The organism is Pseudomonas rhodesiae, from assembly GCF_007858255.1.
GTDB lineage: Bacteria > Pseudomonadota > Gammaproteobacteria > Pseudomonadales > Pseudomonadaceae > Aquipseudomonas > Aquipseudomonas rhodesiae.
In genome coordinates this window covers 53,009-68,906 of record NZ_VFEU01000022.1, presented here as the reverse complement: position 1 = coordinate 68,906, position 15,898 = coordinate 53,009, and the positions used below count along the sequence as shown (strand labels likewise).

Annotated in this window: 13 protein-coding genes; 7 read left to right on the top strand and 6 right to left on the bottom strand. The window is 62.8% G+C overall.

What is annotated here, in order from left to right; all coding sequences use genetic code 11:
• Position 1: 1 nt before the first annotated feature.
• On the bottom strand, positions 2–2,512 hold the full coding sequence (gene hrpB, locus FIV35_RS23175; RefSeq protein ID WP_034139407.1) for an ATP-dependent helicase HrpB: 2,511 nt from the start codon (positions 2,510–2,512) through the stop codon (positions 2–4).
• A 110-nt stretch (positions 2,513–2,622) separates the two neighbouring features.
• On the opposite strand from hrpB, the gene FIV35_RS23170 reads away from it, so the two are divergent.
• Positions 2,623–3,042, top strand: coding sequence for a hypothetical protein (locus FIV35_RS23170; protein WP_034139408.1), 420 nt, complete (start codon positions 2,623–2,625; stop codon positions 3,040–3,042).
• Positions 3,043–3,051: 9 nt separating this feature from the next.
• On the top strand, positions 3,052–3,945 hold the full coding sequence (locus tag FIV35_RS23165) for a cation diffusion facilitator family transporter (protein ID WP_034139409.1): 894 nt from the start codon (positions 3,052–3,054) through the stop codon (positions 3,943–3,945).
• Here FIV35_RS23165 and FIV35_RS23160 read toward each other — a convergent pair.
• Positions 3,942–4,970, bottom strand: coding sequence for a DUF6515 family protein (locus FIV35_RS23160; RefSeq protein ID WP_034139410.1), 1,029 nt, complete (start codon positions 4,968–4,970; stop codon positions 3,942–3,944). The two genes, FIV35_RS23165 and FIV35_RS23160, sit on opposite strands and share 4 nt — an antisense overlap.
• Positions 4,971–5,386: 416 nt before the next feature.
• Here FIV35_RS23160 and FIV35_RS23155 point away from each other — a divergent pair, with 416 nt between their 5' ends.
• Both FIV35_RS23155 and FIV35_RS23150 read left to right on the top strand, forming a co-directional pair.
• Positions 5,387–5,866: an Lrp/AsnC family transcriptional regulator gene (locus FIV35_RS23155; protein WP_003194418.1), complete on the top strand. Its 480-nt coding sequence runs from the start codon at positions 5,387–5,389 to the stop codon at positions 5,864–5,866.
• A gap of 175 nt (positions 5,867–6,041) precedes the next feature.
• Positions 6,042–6,251: a DUF2788 domain-containing protein gene (locus FIV35_RS23150; RefSeq protein WP_025999909.1), complete on the top strand. Its 210-nt coding sequence runs from the start codon at positions 6,042–6,044 to the stop codon at positions 6,249–6,251.
• Here FIV35_RS23150 and FIV35_RS23145 read toward each other — a convergent pair.
• From FIV35_RS23145 to FIV35_RS23130, 4 genes are all read right to left on the bottom strand, one after another.
• Positions 6,246–6,881, bottom strand: coding sequence for a pseudouridine synthase (locus FIV35_RS23145; protein WP_034139411.1), 636 nt, complete (start codon positions 6,879–6,881; stop codon positions 6,246–6,248). The two genes, FIV35_RS23150 and FIV35_RS23145, sit on opposite strands and share 6 nt — an antisense overlap.
• Before the next feature lie 71 nt (positions 6,882–6,952).
• Entirely contained in the window at positions 6,953–8,425 is a 1,473-nt protein-coding gene (gene amn, locus FIV35_RS23140; protein ID WP_162276694.1) for an AMP nucleosidase, read from the bottom strand.
• A 119-nt stretch (positions 8,426–8,544) separates the two neighbouring features.
• Positions 8,545–10,200, bottom strand: coding sequence for an acyl-CoA dehydrogenase family protein (locus FIV35_RS23135; RefSeq protein WP_034139412.1), 1,656 nt, complete (start codon positions 10,198–10,200; stop codon positions 8,545–8,547).
• A 70-nt stretch (positions 10,201–10,270) separates the two neighbouring features.
• Entirely contained in the window at positions 10,271–12,661 is a 2,391-nt protein-coding gene (locus FIV35_RS23130; protein WP_034139413.1) for a hybrid sensor histidine kinase/response regulator, read from the bottom strand.
• Between the two features lie 277 nt (positions 12,662–12,938).
• Here FIV35_RS23130 and FIV35_RS23125 point away from each other — a divergent pair, with 277 nt between their 5' ends.
• The 3 genes from FIV35_RS23125 to hemL are packed head-to-tail and all read left to right on the top strand — an operon-like array spanning position 12,939 to position 15,693.
• Entirely contained in the window at positions 12,939–13,736 is a 798-nt protein-coding gene (locus FIV35_RS23125; RefSeq protein ID WP_034100888.1) for a hydroxymethylpyrimidine/phosphomethylpyrimidine kinase, read from the top strand.
• Positions 13,737–13,768: 32 nt separating this feature from the next.
• Positions 13,769–14,398, top strand: coding sequence for a thiamine phosphate synthase (thiE, locus tag FIV35_RS23120; protein ID WP_034100889.1), 630 nt, complete (start codon positions 13,769–13,771; stop codon positions 14,396–14,398).
• An 11-nt stretch (positions 14,399–14,409) separates the two neighbouring features.
• Entirely contained in the window at positions 14,410–15,693 is a 1,284-nt protein-coding gene (hemL, locus tag FIV35_RS23115; RefSeq protein WP_034139414.1) for a glutamate-1-semialdehyde 2,1-aminomutase, read from the top strand.
• Positions 15,694–15,898: the final 205 nt, after the last annotated feature.

Below are 15,898 nucleotides of genomic sequence, written 5' to 3'. Positions count from 1 at the left end.
CTCAATCCTTTCTGTCAATGTTCTTTTTGTTAAGCGATTCAACCCAGGGGTCTAACTTATGGAATAGCTTGGGATAACGCCCCTTCAGATCCTTCTTCACCTCGGCATAGGTACTGCGCCAGAAGTTCGCCAGGTCCTGAGTCACTTGCACCGGGCGTCTTGCCGGGGACAACAGGTGCAGCTTCACCACTTGGCGCCCGCCGGCGATGCGCGGGGTGTCGGCCAGGCCGAATAATTCCTGCAAACGCACCGCCAGAATCGGCGGCTGCTCGCTGTAGTCCAAGCGCACCGATGAGCCCGAGGGGACTTTGATGTGCTGCGGCGCCAGTTCGTCGAGGCGCTGGGGCAGCGGCCAGGGCAGCAGGTTGTGCAGGTAGCTGGAGATATCCAGGTTGGCGAAGTGGCTCAGGCGCGAGACTTTACCCAGGTAGGGCATCAGCCAGTGCTCCAGGCCGGCCAGCAACGCGCTGTCACTGAGGTCGGGCCATTCGCTGGTTTTGCCGGCGTCCAACTGGCGCAGCAGCATCACGCGGGATTGCCATTGGCGCAGTTCCGGGGTCCAGGGTAATAGCTCCAGACCTTTGCGCCGCACCAGGTTGACCAAGGCCTGGCTGCGCGCGGCTTCGTCAAGGCCGGCCAGCGGTTCGCGGCTGAGTACCAACTCACCGACTTTGCGCTGACGCTCGGCGCGCAATACGCCTTCGCGTTCGTCCCAATCCAGTTGATCGACGTTGCGGACTTGTTCGGCGAGCACCGTGTCGAACAAAGTCGGATCGAAATCCGCCGCCAGGTAGATGCGTTCTTCGCGCTGGCCCTGACGGCTACCCAGGTCGGCGATTACCAACCACGGCTGTTTCATCAGGCTATCAGCCTCCGCGAACAGCGCCGCGCGACCGTTGGCCAAGCGGTATTCGGCTCCGCCTGGGCGGCGTTGCTGAGCCACGCGATCCGGGTAAGCCAGCGCCAGCAAGGCGCCGAGCCAGCGCGGGTGATCGGGATCGGCCACCGCTTGGGTCGGCTTACCGCGCAGATACCCACGATATTGTCGCGCCAGTTGCTTGGCCCGCTGCACGCCACCTTGGCTGCCGCGCACGCGCTCCTCGCCGGACAACAACGCCAGACGGCTATGCAGGTCCGCACCGCCACCGCGCACGATATCGCGCTCGCCCAACAGCGCAGCGACGTCGCAGGCGGTCGCCGCCAGCCCCAGGTCCTGCCCGCGCAGCAGCAAATGGGCGATGCGGGGATGGGCCGGCAATTCGGCCATTTTCTGGCCGTGGGCGGTAAGCGTGTCGTCATTCAATGCCCCCAGGCGCACCAGCAAGTCCTGGGCCTGGGCATAGGCCGCGCTCGGCGGCGCATCCAGCCACACCAGTTGGTTCGGCGTCACGCCCCAGCGCGCCAACTGCAGGGCCAGACCGGCGAGGTCGGCGGCGAGAATTTCTGCGCTGCCATACGCGGCCAGGCCTTCATGCTGGTCTTCGGACCACAACCGATAACACACCCCCGGTTCCAGGCGCCCGGCCCGGCCGGCGCGCTGGGTCGCACTGGCGCGGGAGATGCGTTGGGTGTCGAGGCGGGTCATGCCGCTGCCGGGGTCGAAACGCGGCACTCGCGCCAACCCGGCGTCAATCACTACACGCACGCCATTGATGGTCAGGCTGGTCTCGGCGATGTTGGTGGCCAGGACCACCTTGCGTTTGCCGGGCGGCGCGGCGTCGATAGCGGCGCGCTGGGCGTTGAGGTCCAGCTCGCCGTGCAGCGGGCACAACAGCACGTCAGGGCGATCACCCAGGGCGTCGGCGAGTTGCTGGTTGACCCGACGAATCTCCGCCTGGCCCGGCAAGAACACCAGCACGCTGCCGGTTTCGTCATGCAGGGCTTCGAGGATGGTTTGCACCACGCGCGGTTCGATAAATTCACCGGGCTGGTACGGCCGCCCCCAGCGCATCTGCACCGGGAACATGCGCCCTTCGCTGCGCAGGATCGGAGCGTCGTCCAGCAAACCGGCCAGGCGCTCGCCTTCGAGGGTGGCGGACATCAACAGGATTTTCAGCGGCTGCTCATCGCGAAACAGCTCACGACCGTTCAGGCTCAGAGCCAAGGCCAGGTCGGCGTCGAGACTGCGCTCGTGGAATTCATCGAAGATCAGCAGGCCCACACCGTCCAGCGCCGGGTCGTCCTGCAAGCGCCGCGTGAGAATACCTTCGGTGACCACTTCGATACGCGTGTTGGGACCAACCTTGCTGTCGAGGCGGATGCGATAGCCGACGGTGTCGCCAACCTTTTCCCCCAGTTCGCTGGCCAGGCGTTCGGCGGCGGCGCGGGCGGCCAAGCGCCGCGGTTCGAGCATCAGGATGGTCTGCCCGGCCAGCCACGTTTCATTCAATAAGGCCAAGGGCACGCGGGTGGTTTTACCGGCGCCGGGCGGTGCTTCGAGCACGGCTTCATGGCGATTGGCCAAAGCGTCACGCAGGGCGGGTAAAACATCATCGATGGGCAACGAATTCATACTGGCTCCAAAGCAGAGCGGCGAGTATAACGGCGAACTGCCGGATGCCGACGCTGGTCTCAAGGCCGGTGTTATATAGTCGCGTATCAACCCTGTTGAGGAGATTGTCCATGCGTATCGCTTCCCGTGTCATCGGCGGTGTTTTAGCCGTCACCCTGCTCAGCCAATTGACCGCCTGCGGTTCGATCTTCTACCCCGACCGCCGTGGTCAGATCGACGGCAAGATCGACCCGACCATTGCCGTGCTCGACGCCGTGGGCCTGCTGTTTTACGTGATCCCCGGCCTGATCGCCTTCGGCGTCGACTTCGCCACGGGCGCGATCTATTTCGAACCGGGCAAGACTGCCCAGGTCGCCCCGGAAAAACTCCACGAAGCCATCGGCGCCGACGGCCAGGTCGACAACGCCAAGCTGCAAAGCATCATCCAGAAAGAAACCGGCCGCAGCCTGCCGCTGGACGACCCGCGCCTGATCCAGTTCAAGGGCAGCGTCCAGCAACTTGCCGCCCTCGGCCTGCAACCCGCCGCGTAAGGACTGCCCATGATCAGCAGTCCCGAACACGCCCGCCTGCTGCGCCTGGCGACCCGTGCGTCTGTGGCGGTCGCCTGTGTATTGATTGTTACCAAGGCCATCGCCTGGTGGTTCAGCGGCTCGGTGAGCATGCTCGCGGGCTTGACCGACTCGTTGCTGGACGGCGTGACGTCGCTGCTGAACCTACTCGCAGTGCATTACGCGTTGCGGCCGGCCGACGACGATCACCGCTATGGGCATGGCAAGGCGGAATCGCTGTCGGGTATGGCCCAGGCGCTGTTTATCAGTGGCAGTGCGGTGCTGATTGCATTGCAGGCTTATGAACGCTTGCAGCATCCGGAACCGGTAGGGGCGCCGTGGCTGAGCATCGGTGTGATTGTGTTCTCCCTGCTGCTGACCGTGGGGTTGCTGACGTTGCAACACCGGGTCGTACGCGAAACCGGCTCCAACGCGGTGCGCGCCGACTCATTGCACTACCGCTCGGACTTGCTGCTCAACGGCAGCATCCTGCTGGCGTTGGTGCTGGCGGCCATGGGCTGGCATCAGGTGGATGCCTGGTTCGGCTTGGGGATTGCGGCTTACATTTTGTGGAGCGCGATCCATATCGCCCGGGAAAGTTTTGCGGTGCTGATGGACGAGGAATTGCCGCCGGAGGTCAGCCAGCACATGCTGGAACTGGCCCGTGGCGTGCCCGGCGTGCTGGGCGCCCATGACCTGCGCACGCGGGTATCGGGCAACCATTGGTTTGTGCAGTTGCACCTGGAACTGCCGGGGAATCTGAGCCTGTCAGTAGCTCACGGCATCAGCGACCAGGCCGCCGACGCCATTCACGCCGCCTACCCGCGCGCCGAAGTGTTGGTACACGCCGACCCGCAGGAAGTGGTCACAGGCGCCAAGGATTAGTACTGCACCTGATAGCCGCGACTGCTCAGGCAGTTGCCTTGGGCCTGGCGGTAGGTCTGCACCACCGCCGGGTCGGGGGCGTAGGTGACGGCCTGGGGGTCGAAGCCGCTTTGCTGCACCGCCCAGCGATAACAGTCATAACCGTCCTGTTGCACCTGGGCTGGTGATTGGCCATTGGCGGGATAGGCCACCACGTCATAACCATTGCCTTGGGGCGCAGGCTGCGGCGCGGGAACCGCTGCCGGCGGCTGCACCACCACGTATTGCTGGGTGCTTTCTTCGTAGGCGTAATAAGCGCCGGCGGCGAGGAACAGCAGCGAACCGCCGACCCACACTTCCCGCGCATAGTCCGGCAGGTAATGCACGCGGATGCCATACGGCGGCGCAACCACCACATAGCGCGGGCCCTGGGGGCGATACCAGTAACCGCCGGAGAAGAAGTAGTCCTGGCCGCGATAGGGCACGCGGTAGTTGCGGTCGGGAAAGCGGTCCACCACATAACCCGGACGGTACTGCGGGCCGGGGCCCCAGCCATTACCGTGGCCATCGGGGCGGCCAGGCCAGCGATGGTCATCCGGATGCCCGTTGTAGCCGGGGCGCGAACCGGGGCCGCCGGCCTCCCAATGGCGGTTGTCGTCGCTGCGTCGAGGTATGTCACGGTAGTAACCCTGGCGCGGCTCCTGGGTCTGGCGCACGGTATCGGGGCGCCCCTGGATCGGCAGGTTATTCGACGGCTGCGGCGCCGGCCGCGCCTGCTCGTTGCCTTGTGGCCGCGCCTGCCATTGACCGCCGCCATTCGGGCCGCCGCGGTCAAAATGCTCGTTCTGCGGGCGTGGTTGAGGGTTCTCGGGACGCGGTGGACTGTTCTCCCGCCCCCGCCCGCCCTCAGGGCCTCGCTCATGCTGCCCACCGCCCTGCGACCCTTGGCCTTCGCGAGGTACGTTATCGCGCTCGTCGGCCAATACCTGCGTGCCGACACCGACCACCAGCAAACCAACACCTGCCAAACGCCAGATGCGCTTCATGCTTTTCCTCACTGCGATTCAGGGCTTGAACATGAGACTGGGAAAGCCTCGCCCGGTTCTGAGACAGGTTATCAGTCACGAGAACAATTTTCTTAAGGCAAAAGAAAAGGGGCGACCCGTCGGCCACCCCTTGAGAATTTCGTCCTGGCTCAACGCTTTTGACGTTGGCTCACCTCACGCCGTCTTGTGGACAGTGTGCAGCCTGGAGGCCGGCTCAACCCTGCTGGGGTGGCGGCCGCAGCGGGCCTGATTGGGCGAGCTGCAGTGGACTATTGTCCAGGCGGTGATTCTGTTGCTAACGATACGCGCCAGCGCCCGACAGATGATTGCGAAGATTGCGTCAATAAACAGTGCTTGCGCAATTTTTAACCCTTCATAGATAATTCGCCGCAATAGTTACGACAAAGGCCAACCCAATGAGCAAGCTTGACCGATATGACCTGAGTATTTTGGCTGAATTGCAGCGCGATGCGCGGATCTCCAACCAGGAGTTGGCCGAACGCATCGGCCTGTCGCCGTCGCCGTGCTCGCGCCGGGTCAAGCAGTTGGAAGACGATGGCTACATCGCGCGCCAGGTCGCCCTGCTTGACCGCAAGATGCTCGGCCTGAGCCTGACCGCGTACGTGCTGATCGGCATGGACCGCCACACCCCCGAACGTTTCGAAAACTTCGAAGCGGCCATCCGCACCCTGCCCCAGGTACTGGAATGCAGCCTGGTCACCGGCATGGATGCGGACTATCAGTTGAAGGTGGTGGTGCCGGACATGGATCACTATCAAAAACTGCTACTGGGCCACCTCACCCGGATCGAAGGCGTAACCAGCGTGCGTTCAAGCTTTGTACTCAACCAAGTGCTCAACAGCACAGAGCTGCCACTGACCCACCTACGCACCTAAGGTTAATGAAGTTCAAATGTGGGAGGGGGCTTGCCCCCGATAGCAATACTTCAGTCAGCTTATCCGTAGCTGACCCCCGCCCACATTTTGATTGCACTTCGATCCAGGTCAATGTTGCGCTTGTGACACTGCCCTATACTCGCCGCCTGCCCCGTTGGAAGAGCCCATGAACAACATCGACCCCGCCCTGTTTGAAGAATGGATGATGACCGGCCTGGTCACGATTCTGATTATTTTCATGGGCTTTATCGTCTGGGACCTGGCGAAGAAATCCAAGGCCGGACGCTTCGGCTCGTTCATCCTGTTCTTCGTGCTAGGCCTGGGCGTAGCGGCGTTTATCATCAAGAGCGTGGTGATTGGCCTGATCGAATCCGGCGCTTTATAAACGCGCCGGGACTTCCTTCCATTGGCCTTGGTCCAGCCCGTCGATTGCCCAATCGCCAATGCGCACCCGCACCAGCCGCAGGGTCGGCAAGCCCACGGCGGCGGTCATGCGCCGCACTTGGCGGTTACGCCCTTCTCGAATCACCAGTTCAAGCCAGTACGTCGGGATGTTTTTGCGAAAGCGTACCGGTGGGTTGCGTGGCCATAATGCGGGCTCGTCCAAGCGCCGAGCCTCGGCGGGCAAGGTTTTGCCGTCATTGAGTTCTACCCCATCACGCAGGCGTTGCAGCAATTCTTCCGTGGGTTCGCCCTCCACCTGCACCCAGTAGGTTTTCGCCAGCTTGTGCTTAGGGTCGGCAATGCGCGCTTGCAACTGGCCATCATTGGTCAGCAGCAGCAAGCCTTCGCTGTCACGATCCAGACGGCCCGCCGGGTAGATGCCGGGAATGTCGATGAAGTCCTTGAGCGTCGCGCGCCCGCCTTCGTCGCTGAACTGGGTCAGTACGTCGAATGGTTTATTGAACAGGATCAACTTCGGCTCGGCCGGCGGCGCCTTGGCAACGCGACGCGCAGCGGAATACGGAGGTTTCACGCCAGGGCGGCGCGAATCGGGACGGGTGGGACGAGACATGGCAGAACAACATCTAACGGTCAGGACCGACAATGCTAGTGGCCTGACCGTTAAATGACCATCCCAACCGCTTAGCGGAACGGCGGCTCGTCGAAGCTGCGCAGTTTGCGCGAGTGCAGCGAGTTGAGTTCGTTGCGCAGCAGGTCCACGGCTTCGATGCCGATCTTCAAGTGCTGGCTCACCGCGCGCTCATAGAACGCGTTGGCCGAACCGGGCAATTTGATTTCACTGTGCAGCGGTTTATCCGATACACACAGCAACGTGCCGTACGGCACCCGCAAGCGATAGCCCTGGGCGGCGATGGTGCCGCTTTCCATGTCCACGGCCACGGCGCGGGACAGGTTTATCAGCGGTCGCTCCTGGGCCCAGCGCAGCTCCCAGTTGCGATCGTCGTAAGTCAGCACGGTGCCGGTGCGCAGGCGTTTTTTCAGCTGTTCGCCTTTTTCACCGGTAACGTGGGCCGCCGCTTGCTGGAGCGCCAGTTGCACTTCGGCCAGGGCCGGGATCGGGATATTCGGCGGCACCACACGGTCGAGAATGCCATCGCGACGCATATAAGCGTGAGCCAGGACGTAGTCACCGATGGTCTGGGATTGGCGCAGGCCGCCGCAGTGGCCGATCATCAGCCAGCAATGCGGACGCAGTACGGCCAGGTGATCGGTGATGTTCTTGGCGTTGGACGGGCCCACGCCGATATTGACCAGGGTCACACCGTGGCCGTCGCTGGCCTGCAGGTGATACGCCGGCATCTGGTAGCGGTGCCAGACCACCCCGGCGGCAATGGCCGAGGCTTCGCCGTGATCCATGCTCTTGTCGATCACCACGTTGCCCGGCAGCACCATGCGGATAAAACGCGGGTCGCTGCGCAATTGTTCCAGGCCATGCAGGATGAACTGGTCGACATAGCGGTGATAGTTGGTCAGCAGAATCCAGGGTTGTACGTGGCGCCAGTCGCTGCCGGTGTAATGCACCAGGCGACGCAGGGAAAAGTCCACGCGGGCCGCATCGAACAGCGCCAGGGGCAGTGGGTTGGTGTTTTCCCAGTCATACAGGCCATCGGCGATACCGTCGGTGGCGGCCGACAGGTCGGTGCTCGGGAATACGCGGGCCAGGGTGGCGGCAGTCACGCCGGAGCCGGCGAGTTCATCGCCCTGCTCGACCACATACGGGTAAGGAATATTCTGTTGGCTGACGCCCACTTCCACCGTCACGGTGAAGTCGTGCATCAACGGCACCAGTTGCTCCAGCAGGTACTTACGGAACGCCGCAGGATGGGTGACGGTCACGCTGTAGGTGCCCGGCAGTTGCACCTTGGCATAGGCGCGGGTGGTCTGTGGGACTTCGCCGTGGCAGTGGTAGGTCAGGCGCAGCTCGGGGTAGCGGAACAGCGCGCGTTGCTCGGCGTCGGGTTCGACGCGGTCCTTGAGGTATTGCTTGAGGGCCTGATTGAGCGCGCCGGTAGCTCGCTCATGCAGAGCCGCCAGCCGGTCCACGGCTTCTTCGGCGGTTTTAACGACAACAAAAGCTTCGGTCACGGTAAGCATCCTGTGTTCTGACATGCAGGCCTGTATCTTGCCTGCATCCCAGCCGCACCGAAACAGTGGCGTTGGAATGCACTCAATAATGTGGGAGAAGCTTGCCCCCTCCCACCTTTGGACCGGGCTTATTCAGAAACAGAAGGCGTTGAGCGGGCGCCAATCGCCGCCACATCCACACCACGCGGCAAGGCGCCATAAGCGCGGCCGGAGGAATCGCTCAAGCGGCTGGCAATAAAGCCGTCGCTGACCGCAGCATTCCCCGCTTCCAACAACAGTTTGGCCTGCAAGGCCACGGCAATGTCCTCGGTCAACTGCCGCGCACGGTATTGGATGTCCTGGGTATCCATAAAAGCTGACTTTAGCTGTTCGATATGCCGCGCCAAATGCCGGTCGCCGTGGCCATTGCCCAGTTCGATAAACAGCGCCTCCAATACGCCCGGTTCCTTGGACAGCGCACGCAGCACATCCAGGCATTGCACGTTGCCGGAGCCTTCCCACGTTGAATTCACCGGTGCCTCACGGTACAGGCGCGGCAGGATGCTGTCCTCCACATAACCGGCGCCGCCCATGCACTCGGCGGCCTCGTTGATCATGGCCGGCGCGCGTTTGCAGATCCAATACTTGCCCACCGCCGTCACCAGCCGTGCGAATTTACTCTCCTGCTCGTCATCCAAATGATCCAACGCCCTCCCCATGCGCAGGCTCAAGGCCAGGGATGCTTCACTTTCCAGGGCCAGGTCGGCCAGCACGTTTTGCATCAGCGGTTGCTCGCTAAGCACGCGGCCGCTCACCGAGCGATGGGCGCAATGATGGCTGGCCTGGGTCAGGGCCTGGCGCATCAGGGCGCTGGAGCCGACCATGCAATCGAAGCGGGTCATGGCCACCATCTCGATGATGGTCGGCACACCACGGCCTTCTTCGCCGACCATCCAGGCCAGGGCGCCGCGAAACTCCACTTCGCTGGAGGCGTTGGAACAATTGCCGAGTTTGTTTTTCAGGCGCTGGATGTAGAACTCGTTGCGGGTGTCATCCGGGCGGTGCCTGGGCAGTAGGAAACAGCTCAGGCCCTTGTCAGTCTGGGCTAGCGTGAGGAACCCATCGCACATGGGCGCAGAACAGAACCACTTGTGGCCCACCAGCTCATACGCCTGCCCAGGGCCGCCAGCGCCCACCGGATAAGCCCGGGTGGTGTTGGCGCGCACGTCGGTGCCGCCTTGCTTCTCGGTCATGGCCATGCCAAGGGTGGCACCGGCCTTGTGGGCGATGCCGACGTTGCGCGGGTCGTATTGGGTGCTGAGGATTTTCGGCAGCCAAGTCTTGGCCAGGTCCGGCTGCAACCGCAACGCCGGTACGCAGGCAAAGGTCATGGTCAATGGGCAGCCGCTGCCGGCTTCGGCCTGGCTGTGCAGGTAGGTCATGGCGGCGCGGGCCACATGGGCGCCGGCCTGCGGATGAGCCCAGGGCAGCGAAGGTAGGCCATGTTCGACGGCGGTGCGCATCAGCTCGTGATAGGCGGGGTGAAACTCAACCAGATCAATGCGGTGACCGTAACGGTCGTGGCTGTTGAACACCGGTTTGTGTTGATTGGCCAGAAACCCAGCCGCCATCAACGGCCCGCCGGCCAATGCGCCATAGGTATCGATACGCGAGTGCGCCCAACCGGCGCCGAAACGTCGCGACCACTCTTGCAGGGGCAGGTCGATGCGGTACAGGTTGACGCCGTCCAGGGACGGCGGTTGGTTGGTCACGTCGTGGGTTTCGGCAAATTGATGCAGGTTCATCACGGGCGTCCTGGAAAAAAGGCCACGCTCAGTTGAGGCCGGTTTTTTCAGTTAAGCATCGCTACCGCGCTTAAAAAAGTGACATACGCGCCGAATGCGCGGCGCTTTCACCCTCTAAAACCCCTAGCACGCAGCGCTCCATCACCGCTTGCAGCGCCTCGAAACGCACCGGTTTGGTCAAACGCTCAGTGACACCTACGCCCAGGCACCGCTCTCGCTCAGGCACATTCGACGATGTACCCAGGGCGATCACCGGCAATTCTCCCCCACCAGGCAGCGCGCGGATCTGACAGCACACAGAGAAGCTTCTTTCGGGAAGGTCCAACAAAACCGCGTCAAACGCTTGCGCTTGCAGCGCCTCCAGCGCCGCAGGGCCACTGTCCACGGTTTTGACCCGATAGCCGAGCTTGAGCAGCATGCCGCGCACGGCCAGTTGACCGACGCTGTTGTCATCCACCAACAACACCACGCAATCCTGCGGCGCTCGTTGCCGGGCCGGCGCCGGCTTGGCTTCGGACGGCACCGATCGCACCTGCATTTCGAGCTGGAAGCGACTGCCCTTGCGGGGTTCGGAATGATGGGTGAGGCGCCCGCCGATCAGTTCGATCAATTGCCGGCAGATCGCCAGACCGATGCCCAACCCGCCGTATTCGCGGGTGGTCGAGCCATCCAGTTGGAAGAAGCGCTGATACAGCGTGGCCTCATCCAGGGAGGCAAAACCAATGCCGGTGTCAGTCACGATAAAACTCAGGTGCACGCCGCCGTCGCGGTGAGGCACTCCCACCACGCGCAGGCGTACCGAACCTTCGTGGGTGAATTTGAAGGCATTGTCCAGCAGGCAATCCAGGCACTGAATAAGCTTGTCGACGTCCCCCTCCAGACGGTCCGGCAGCTCATCCGCCACGTCGATGGAAAACGCCAGGCCCTTGCCCTGGGCGCTGGTATTAAATTGCTGGCGCAGGCTGTCGAGCACGCCACGCAGGCTGAACACGCGGTGTTGCGCACTCAGGCGACCGGCCTGCAATTCGGTGAGGGTGAGGATGCCATTGACCATGCGCATCATGTCCCGCGCGGAGCCGGCGGCGGTCTGATGGTATTGGGCCAGATCGTGACTCAGGGGCACCGTCTGCATGAGTTCCAGGGAACCGATCACGCCGTTCATCGGCGTGCGTAGTTCGTGGGTCAGGGTGGCGAGAAACTCATCCTTGAGCCGGTTGCTGCGGGCCAATTGGGAGTTAAGCACTTCGAGCTTTTGGCTGGCATCGAACAGAATCTGCGCCTGCTGCTCGCGCATGGCATTGATGCGGTCGGCCAGGGCCAGGGACAGCAGTGCCACTTCAATCGCCGAACCGATCTGACTGGCGTACATGGTCAGGAACATATTGGGCAGATAGCCCAGCACCATCAGGGTGTTGACCACCCCGCCCAGCAGGAACGCCGACCAGGCGATGATGAAGTAACGCGCCACCCTCTGCCCGCAGTACCAGGCCTTGATGGCGGCGACGAAGATGGTCACGGTGAACACCAGCGCCAGGCCCGTGGCCAGTCGCAACGCCAGAGCGTAGCTGGTCATCAACGACAGCAGCATGACCACTGCCCCGCACGCCACCAGCGCCAGCAACACACGGTTGATCCAGCGACTGTGTTGAGCGGTGTGCAAAAAGCTGCGCGCGAACAGACTGCCGAACAGCGCCGACGCGCCGATCAGAAACGGTGTCGCGGCGTTCGCCCACCAAGGGTTGTTGGGCCAGAAATATTCCACCGCCGCGCCGTTGACCGATAACTGGTACAGACCGAACGAGGCGATATAGAAGATGTAATACAGGTAGCTGGTGTCGCGCACGCTGAGGTAGATGAACAGGTTATAAACCAGCATTCCCAGCAACACGCCATAGATCAGACCCAGCACATACAGGCGCAGCGGCTGCTGTTCCAGATACGCGGTGCTAGACCAGAGGGTCAGCGGCGCCTGGATCGAACCCTCGCTCTGCACCCGCAGATAAACGGTTTTATCCTCGCCCGGGGTGAAATCCAACTTGAACAGGTAGTTGTTCTGACGGATCTCGCGGCTGGCGAACGGCAACGCATCTCCAGTGCGCCTGACCAAACGATAGGTGCCCGTGCTGTCGGGCAGGTACAGGTCCAGATGGTCCAGCGGCGGGTACGCCAGCTCCAGCAGCCAGGAGCGTCGGGCCTCGGCGTTGTGGGGCACATAGTGCAGATTGAGCTTGAGCCAGAACACCGAGCGCGAATAGCCGGCGTTGAGGGTGTCCTTATCGTGGAGCTTGAATTGCGCGAGCGCGGAAGGCGCGCTGACATCGCCAATGGTGAGGGCGGCGCTCGGGTCTTCGAGCACTTGCAGGGCTCGGCCCAGGGGCAGGCTTCGGGTGTCCTGGTTGAACTCAATGGCGCTGGCGAGCATCGGCAGCCCGCACAACAATAGAATCAGCAAATAGCGCATAGAGCCCCAGCGTGGCCTGTCCGGTTATATCAAAAGCCCCCCATTCCTTTTGAGAAGACGTACACCGGCGGTACAGATAAGTTGTTTGAATCCACTCTAGCATAGCCGTTGCAGGCCATTGGACACCATTGAAATAATTTTTTGAAAGGCTCTAGATCAAGGCTTTCAGCGCTGTTTTTCAGGGTTTCAGGCAGCAAAAGAAACTCGGCGGGTGCGACAACATTCAGCCACCGCCCGAAGGCCACGCAAAAAGCGTTTGGTGGTAAGCTCGCCCACCATGAATATCTACAGCTCTCGCCCTGTTGTCCTCTGTCTCTCCGGCCATGATCCCAGTGGTGGCGCCGGCTTGCAGGCAGATATCGAAGCCCTGCTCGCCCAGGGTTGCCATGCGGCTCCGGCCGTTACCGCGCTGACCGTGCAGAACACGGTGAACGTCAGCGACTTCCGCGTGCTCGACCGCGAGTGGGTGCTGGCCCAGGCCAACGCCGTGCTCAGCGACTCCGAGGTGGCGGCGGTCAAGCTGGGCATGCTCGGCTCCACCGCGATGGTCGACACCGTGGTCGAGCTGCTGCAGGCGCACCCGCACCTGCCGGTGGTCTGCGACCCGGTGCTGCGCGCCGGCGGCGGCGGTAGCCTGGGCAAGGACGAAGTGGGCTACGCGATGCGTGAGCGGTTGTTGCCGCTGTCGCTGATCGCCACGCCTAACCTGCCCGAGGCACGTATCCTCGCCGAACTGCCCGAAGGCACGGCGGACGAGTGCGCCGACAAGCTGCTGCCGTTTATCAAACACCTGTTGATCACCGGTGGTCATGGCGACGAGCATGAAGTGCACAACCGCCTGTATAGCCGCGACGGCACGCGCCAGACCTTCACCTGTCAGCGCCTGCCGGGCAGCTATCACGGTTCGGGCTGCACGCTGGCCAGTGCTTTGGCCGGGCGTCTCGCCCAGGGCGAGGGCCTGGTCAGCGCCGTGCAATCGGCCCTCAACTACACTTGGCGCACGCTGCGTGACGCCGAACAACTCGGCCAGGGCCAGTTCGTACCGCGCCGGCTGCCGCTGGATTTCTGCTCGTAGGCGCCTGCTCGCCACTTCAAGGGACATGCCCGATGAAATTACGTGGCCTTTACGCCATAACCGACGGCCAACTGTTGGCCGGCAAATTCCTCGCCTACGTCGAAGCGGCGTTGGACGGTGGCGTGACCCTGCTGCAGTACCGCGACAAAAGCAGCGATGACGCGCGCCGCCTGCGCGAAGCCGAAAAGCTGCGAGAACTGTGCTCGCGCTACAAGACCCAACTGATCATCAACGACGACGCCGAACTGGCCGCGCGCCTGGGCGTCGGCGTGCACTTGGGCCAGACCGACGGCCCGCTCACCCCGGCCCGTGCGTTGCTCGGCCCCAAAGCCATTATCGGCGCCACCTGCCACAGCCAGATCGAACTGGCCGAACAGGCCGCCAAGGAAGGCGCCAGTTACGTGGCTTTTGGCCGCTTCTTCAATTCCAACACCAAGCCCGGCGCCCCGGCCGCCACGCTGGAGATGCTGGCCGAAGCGCATCAGCGCCTGCATGTGCCCATCTGCGTGATCGGCGGCATCACCCTGGAGAACGCCGAACCGCTGGTGGCCCAGGGCGCCGACCTGCTCGCCGTGGTCCACGGCCTGTTCGGTGCCGACAGCACCCAGGAAGTGACGCGCCGCGCCCGTGCCTTCAACGACCTTCTTAAATCTTCAGTTTAGAGAGCCCGCTCATGTCCCGTTCCGAAACCCTGTTTGCCAGTGCCCAGAAACACATCCCCGGTGGTGTGAACTCCCCCGTGCGTGCGTTCAAAAGCGTGGGCGGCACGCCGTTGTTCTTCAAACATGCCGAAGGCGCCTACGTCACTGACGAAGACGACAAGCGCTACGTGGACTACGTGGGCTCGTGGGGTCCGATGATCCTCGGCCACAGCCATCCGGACGTGCTGGACGCCGTGCGCAAGCAGTTGGAACACGGCCTGTCCTATGGCGCGCCAACCGCCATGGAAACCGAGATGGCTGACCTGGTGTGCTCCATCGTGCCGTCGATGGAGATGGTGCGCATGGTCAGTTCCGGCACCGAAGCCACCATGAGTGCGATCCGCCTGGCTCGCGGCTTTACCGGGCGCGACAGCATCATCAAGTTCGAAGGCTGCTACCACGGCCACTCCGACAGCCTGCTGGTCAAGGCCGGGTCCGGCGCGCTGACCCAAGGCGTACCGAGCTCGGCCGGTGTGCCGGCGGCGTTCGCCAAACACACCCTGACCCTGCCCTTCAACGACATCGCCGCCGTGGAGCACATGCTCAGTGAAGTCGGCCAGGACGTGGCGTGCATCATCGTCGAGCCGGTGGCGGGCAACATGAACTGCGTACCGCCGGCGCCGGGCTTTCTCGAAGGCCTGCGCGAGCAATGCGACAAACATGGCGTGGTGCTGATCTTCGACGAGGTGATGACCGGTTTCCGCGTCGCCTTGGGCGGCGCGCAGGCGTACTACGGCGTCACGCCGGACCTGAGCACCTTCGGCAAGATCATCGGCGGCGGTATGCCGGTGGGCTGCTTCGGCGGCAAGCGCGAAATCATGCAGCACATCGCCCCACTGGGCCCGGTGTACCAGGCCGGCACGCTGTCGGGTAACCCGCTGGCCATGGCCGCCGGCCTGACCACCCTGCGGTTGATCAGCCGTCCGGGCTTCCACGCCGAACTGACCGACTACACCACCCGCCTGCTCGACGGCCTGCAACAGCGCGCCGATGCGGCCGGTATCCCATTCGTCACCACCCAGGCCGGCGGTATGTTCGGCCTGTATTTCAGCGGCGCCGACGATATCGTCACCTTCGACGACGTGATGGGCAGCGATGCGGACCTGTTCAAGCGCTTCTTCCACCTGATGCTCGAGGGCGGCGTTTACCTGGCGCCAAGCGCGTTCGAAGCCGGTTTCACCTCCATCGCCCATGGCGACGCCGAGTTGAAACTGACCCTGGATGCCGCTGAACGCGCCTTCGCCGCTCTGAAATAAACATTTGAAACCGGTAGGCGCCACCCCAGTGGCGCCTGATGGACTACTTTGCCTACGGATATTTCCGAGTTTTTTCGAGAAATAACCTGCAATCCGGCAGATAACTTGCCCAACCAGCAGAAAAACGAGTAAAGACTTTGTAAGCAGGGGCCTGCTTATTTCATAATGCGCGCTTATTGGATCCCACGAGGGTCCGCGCGCCCCG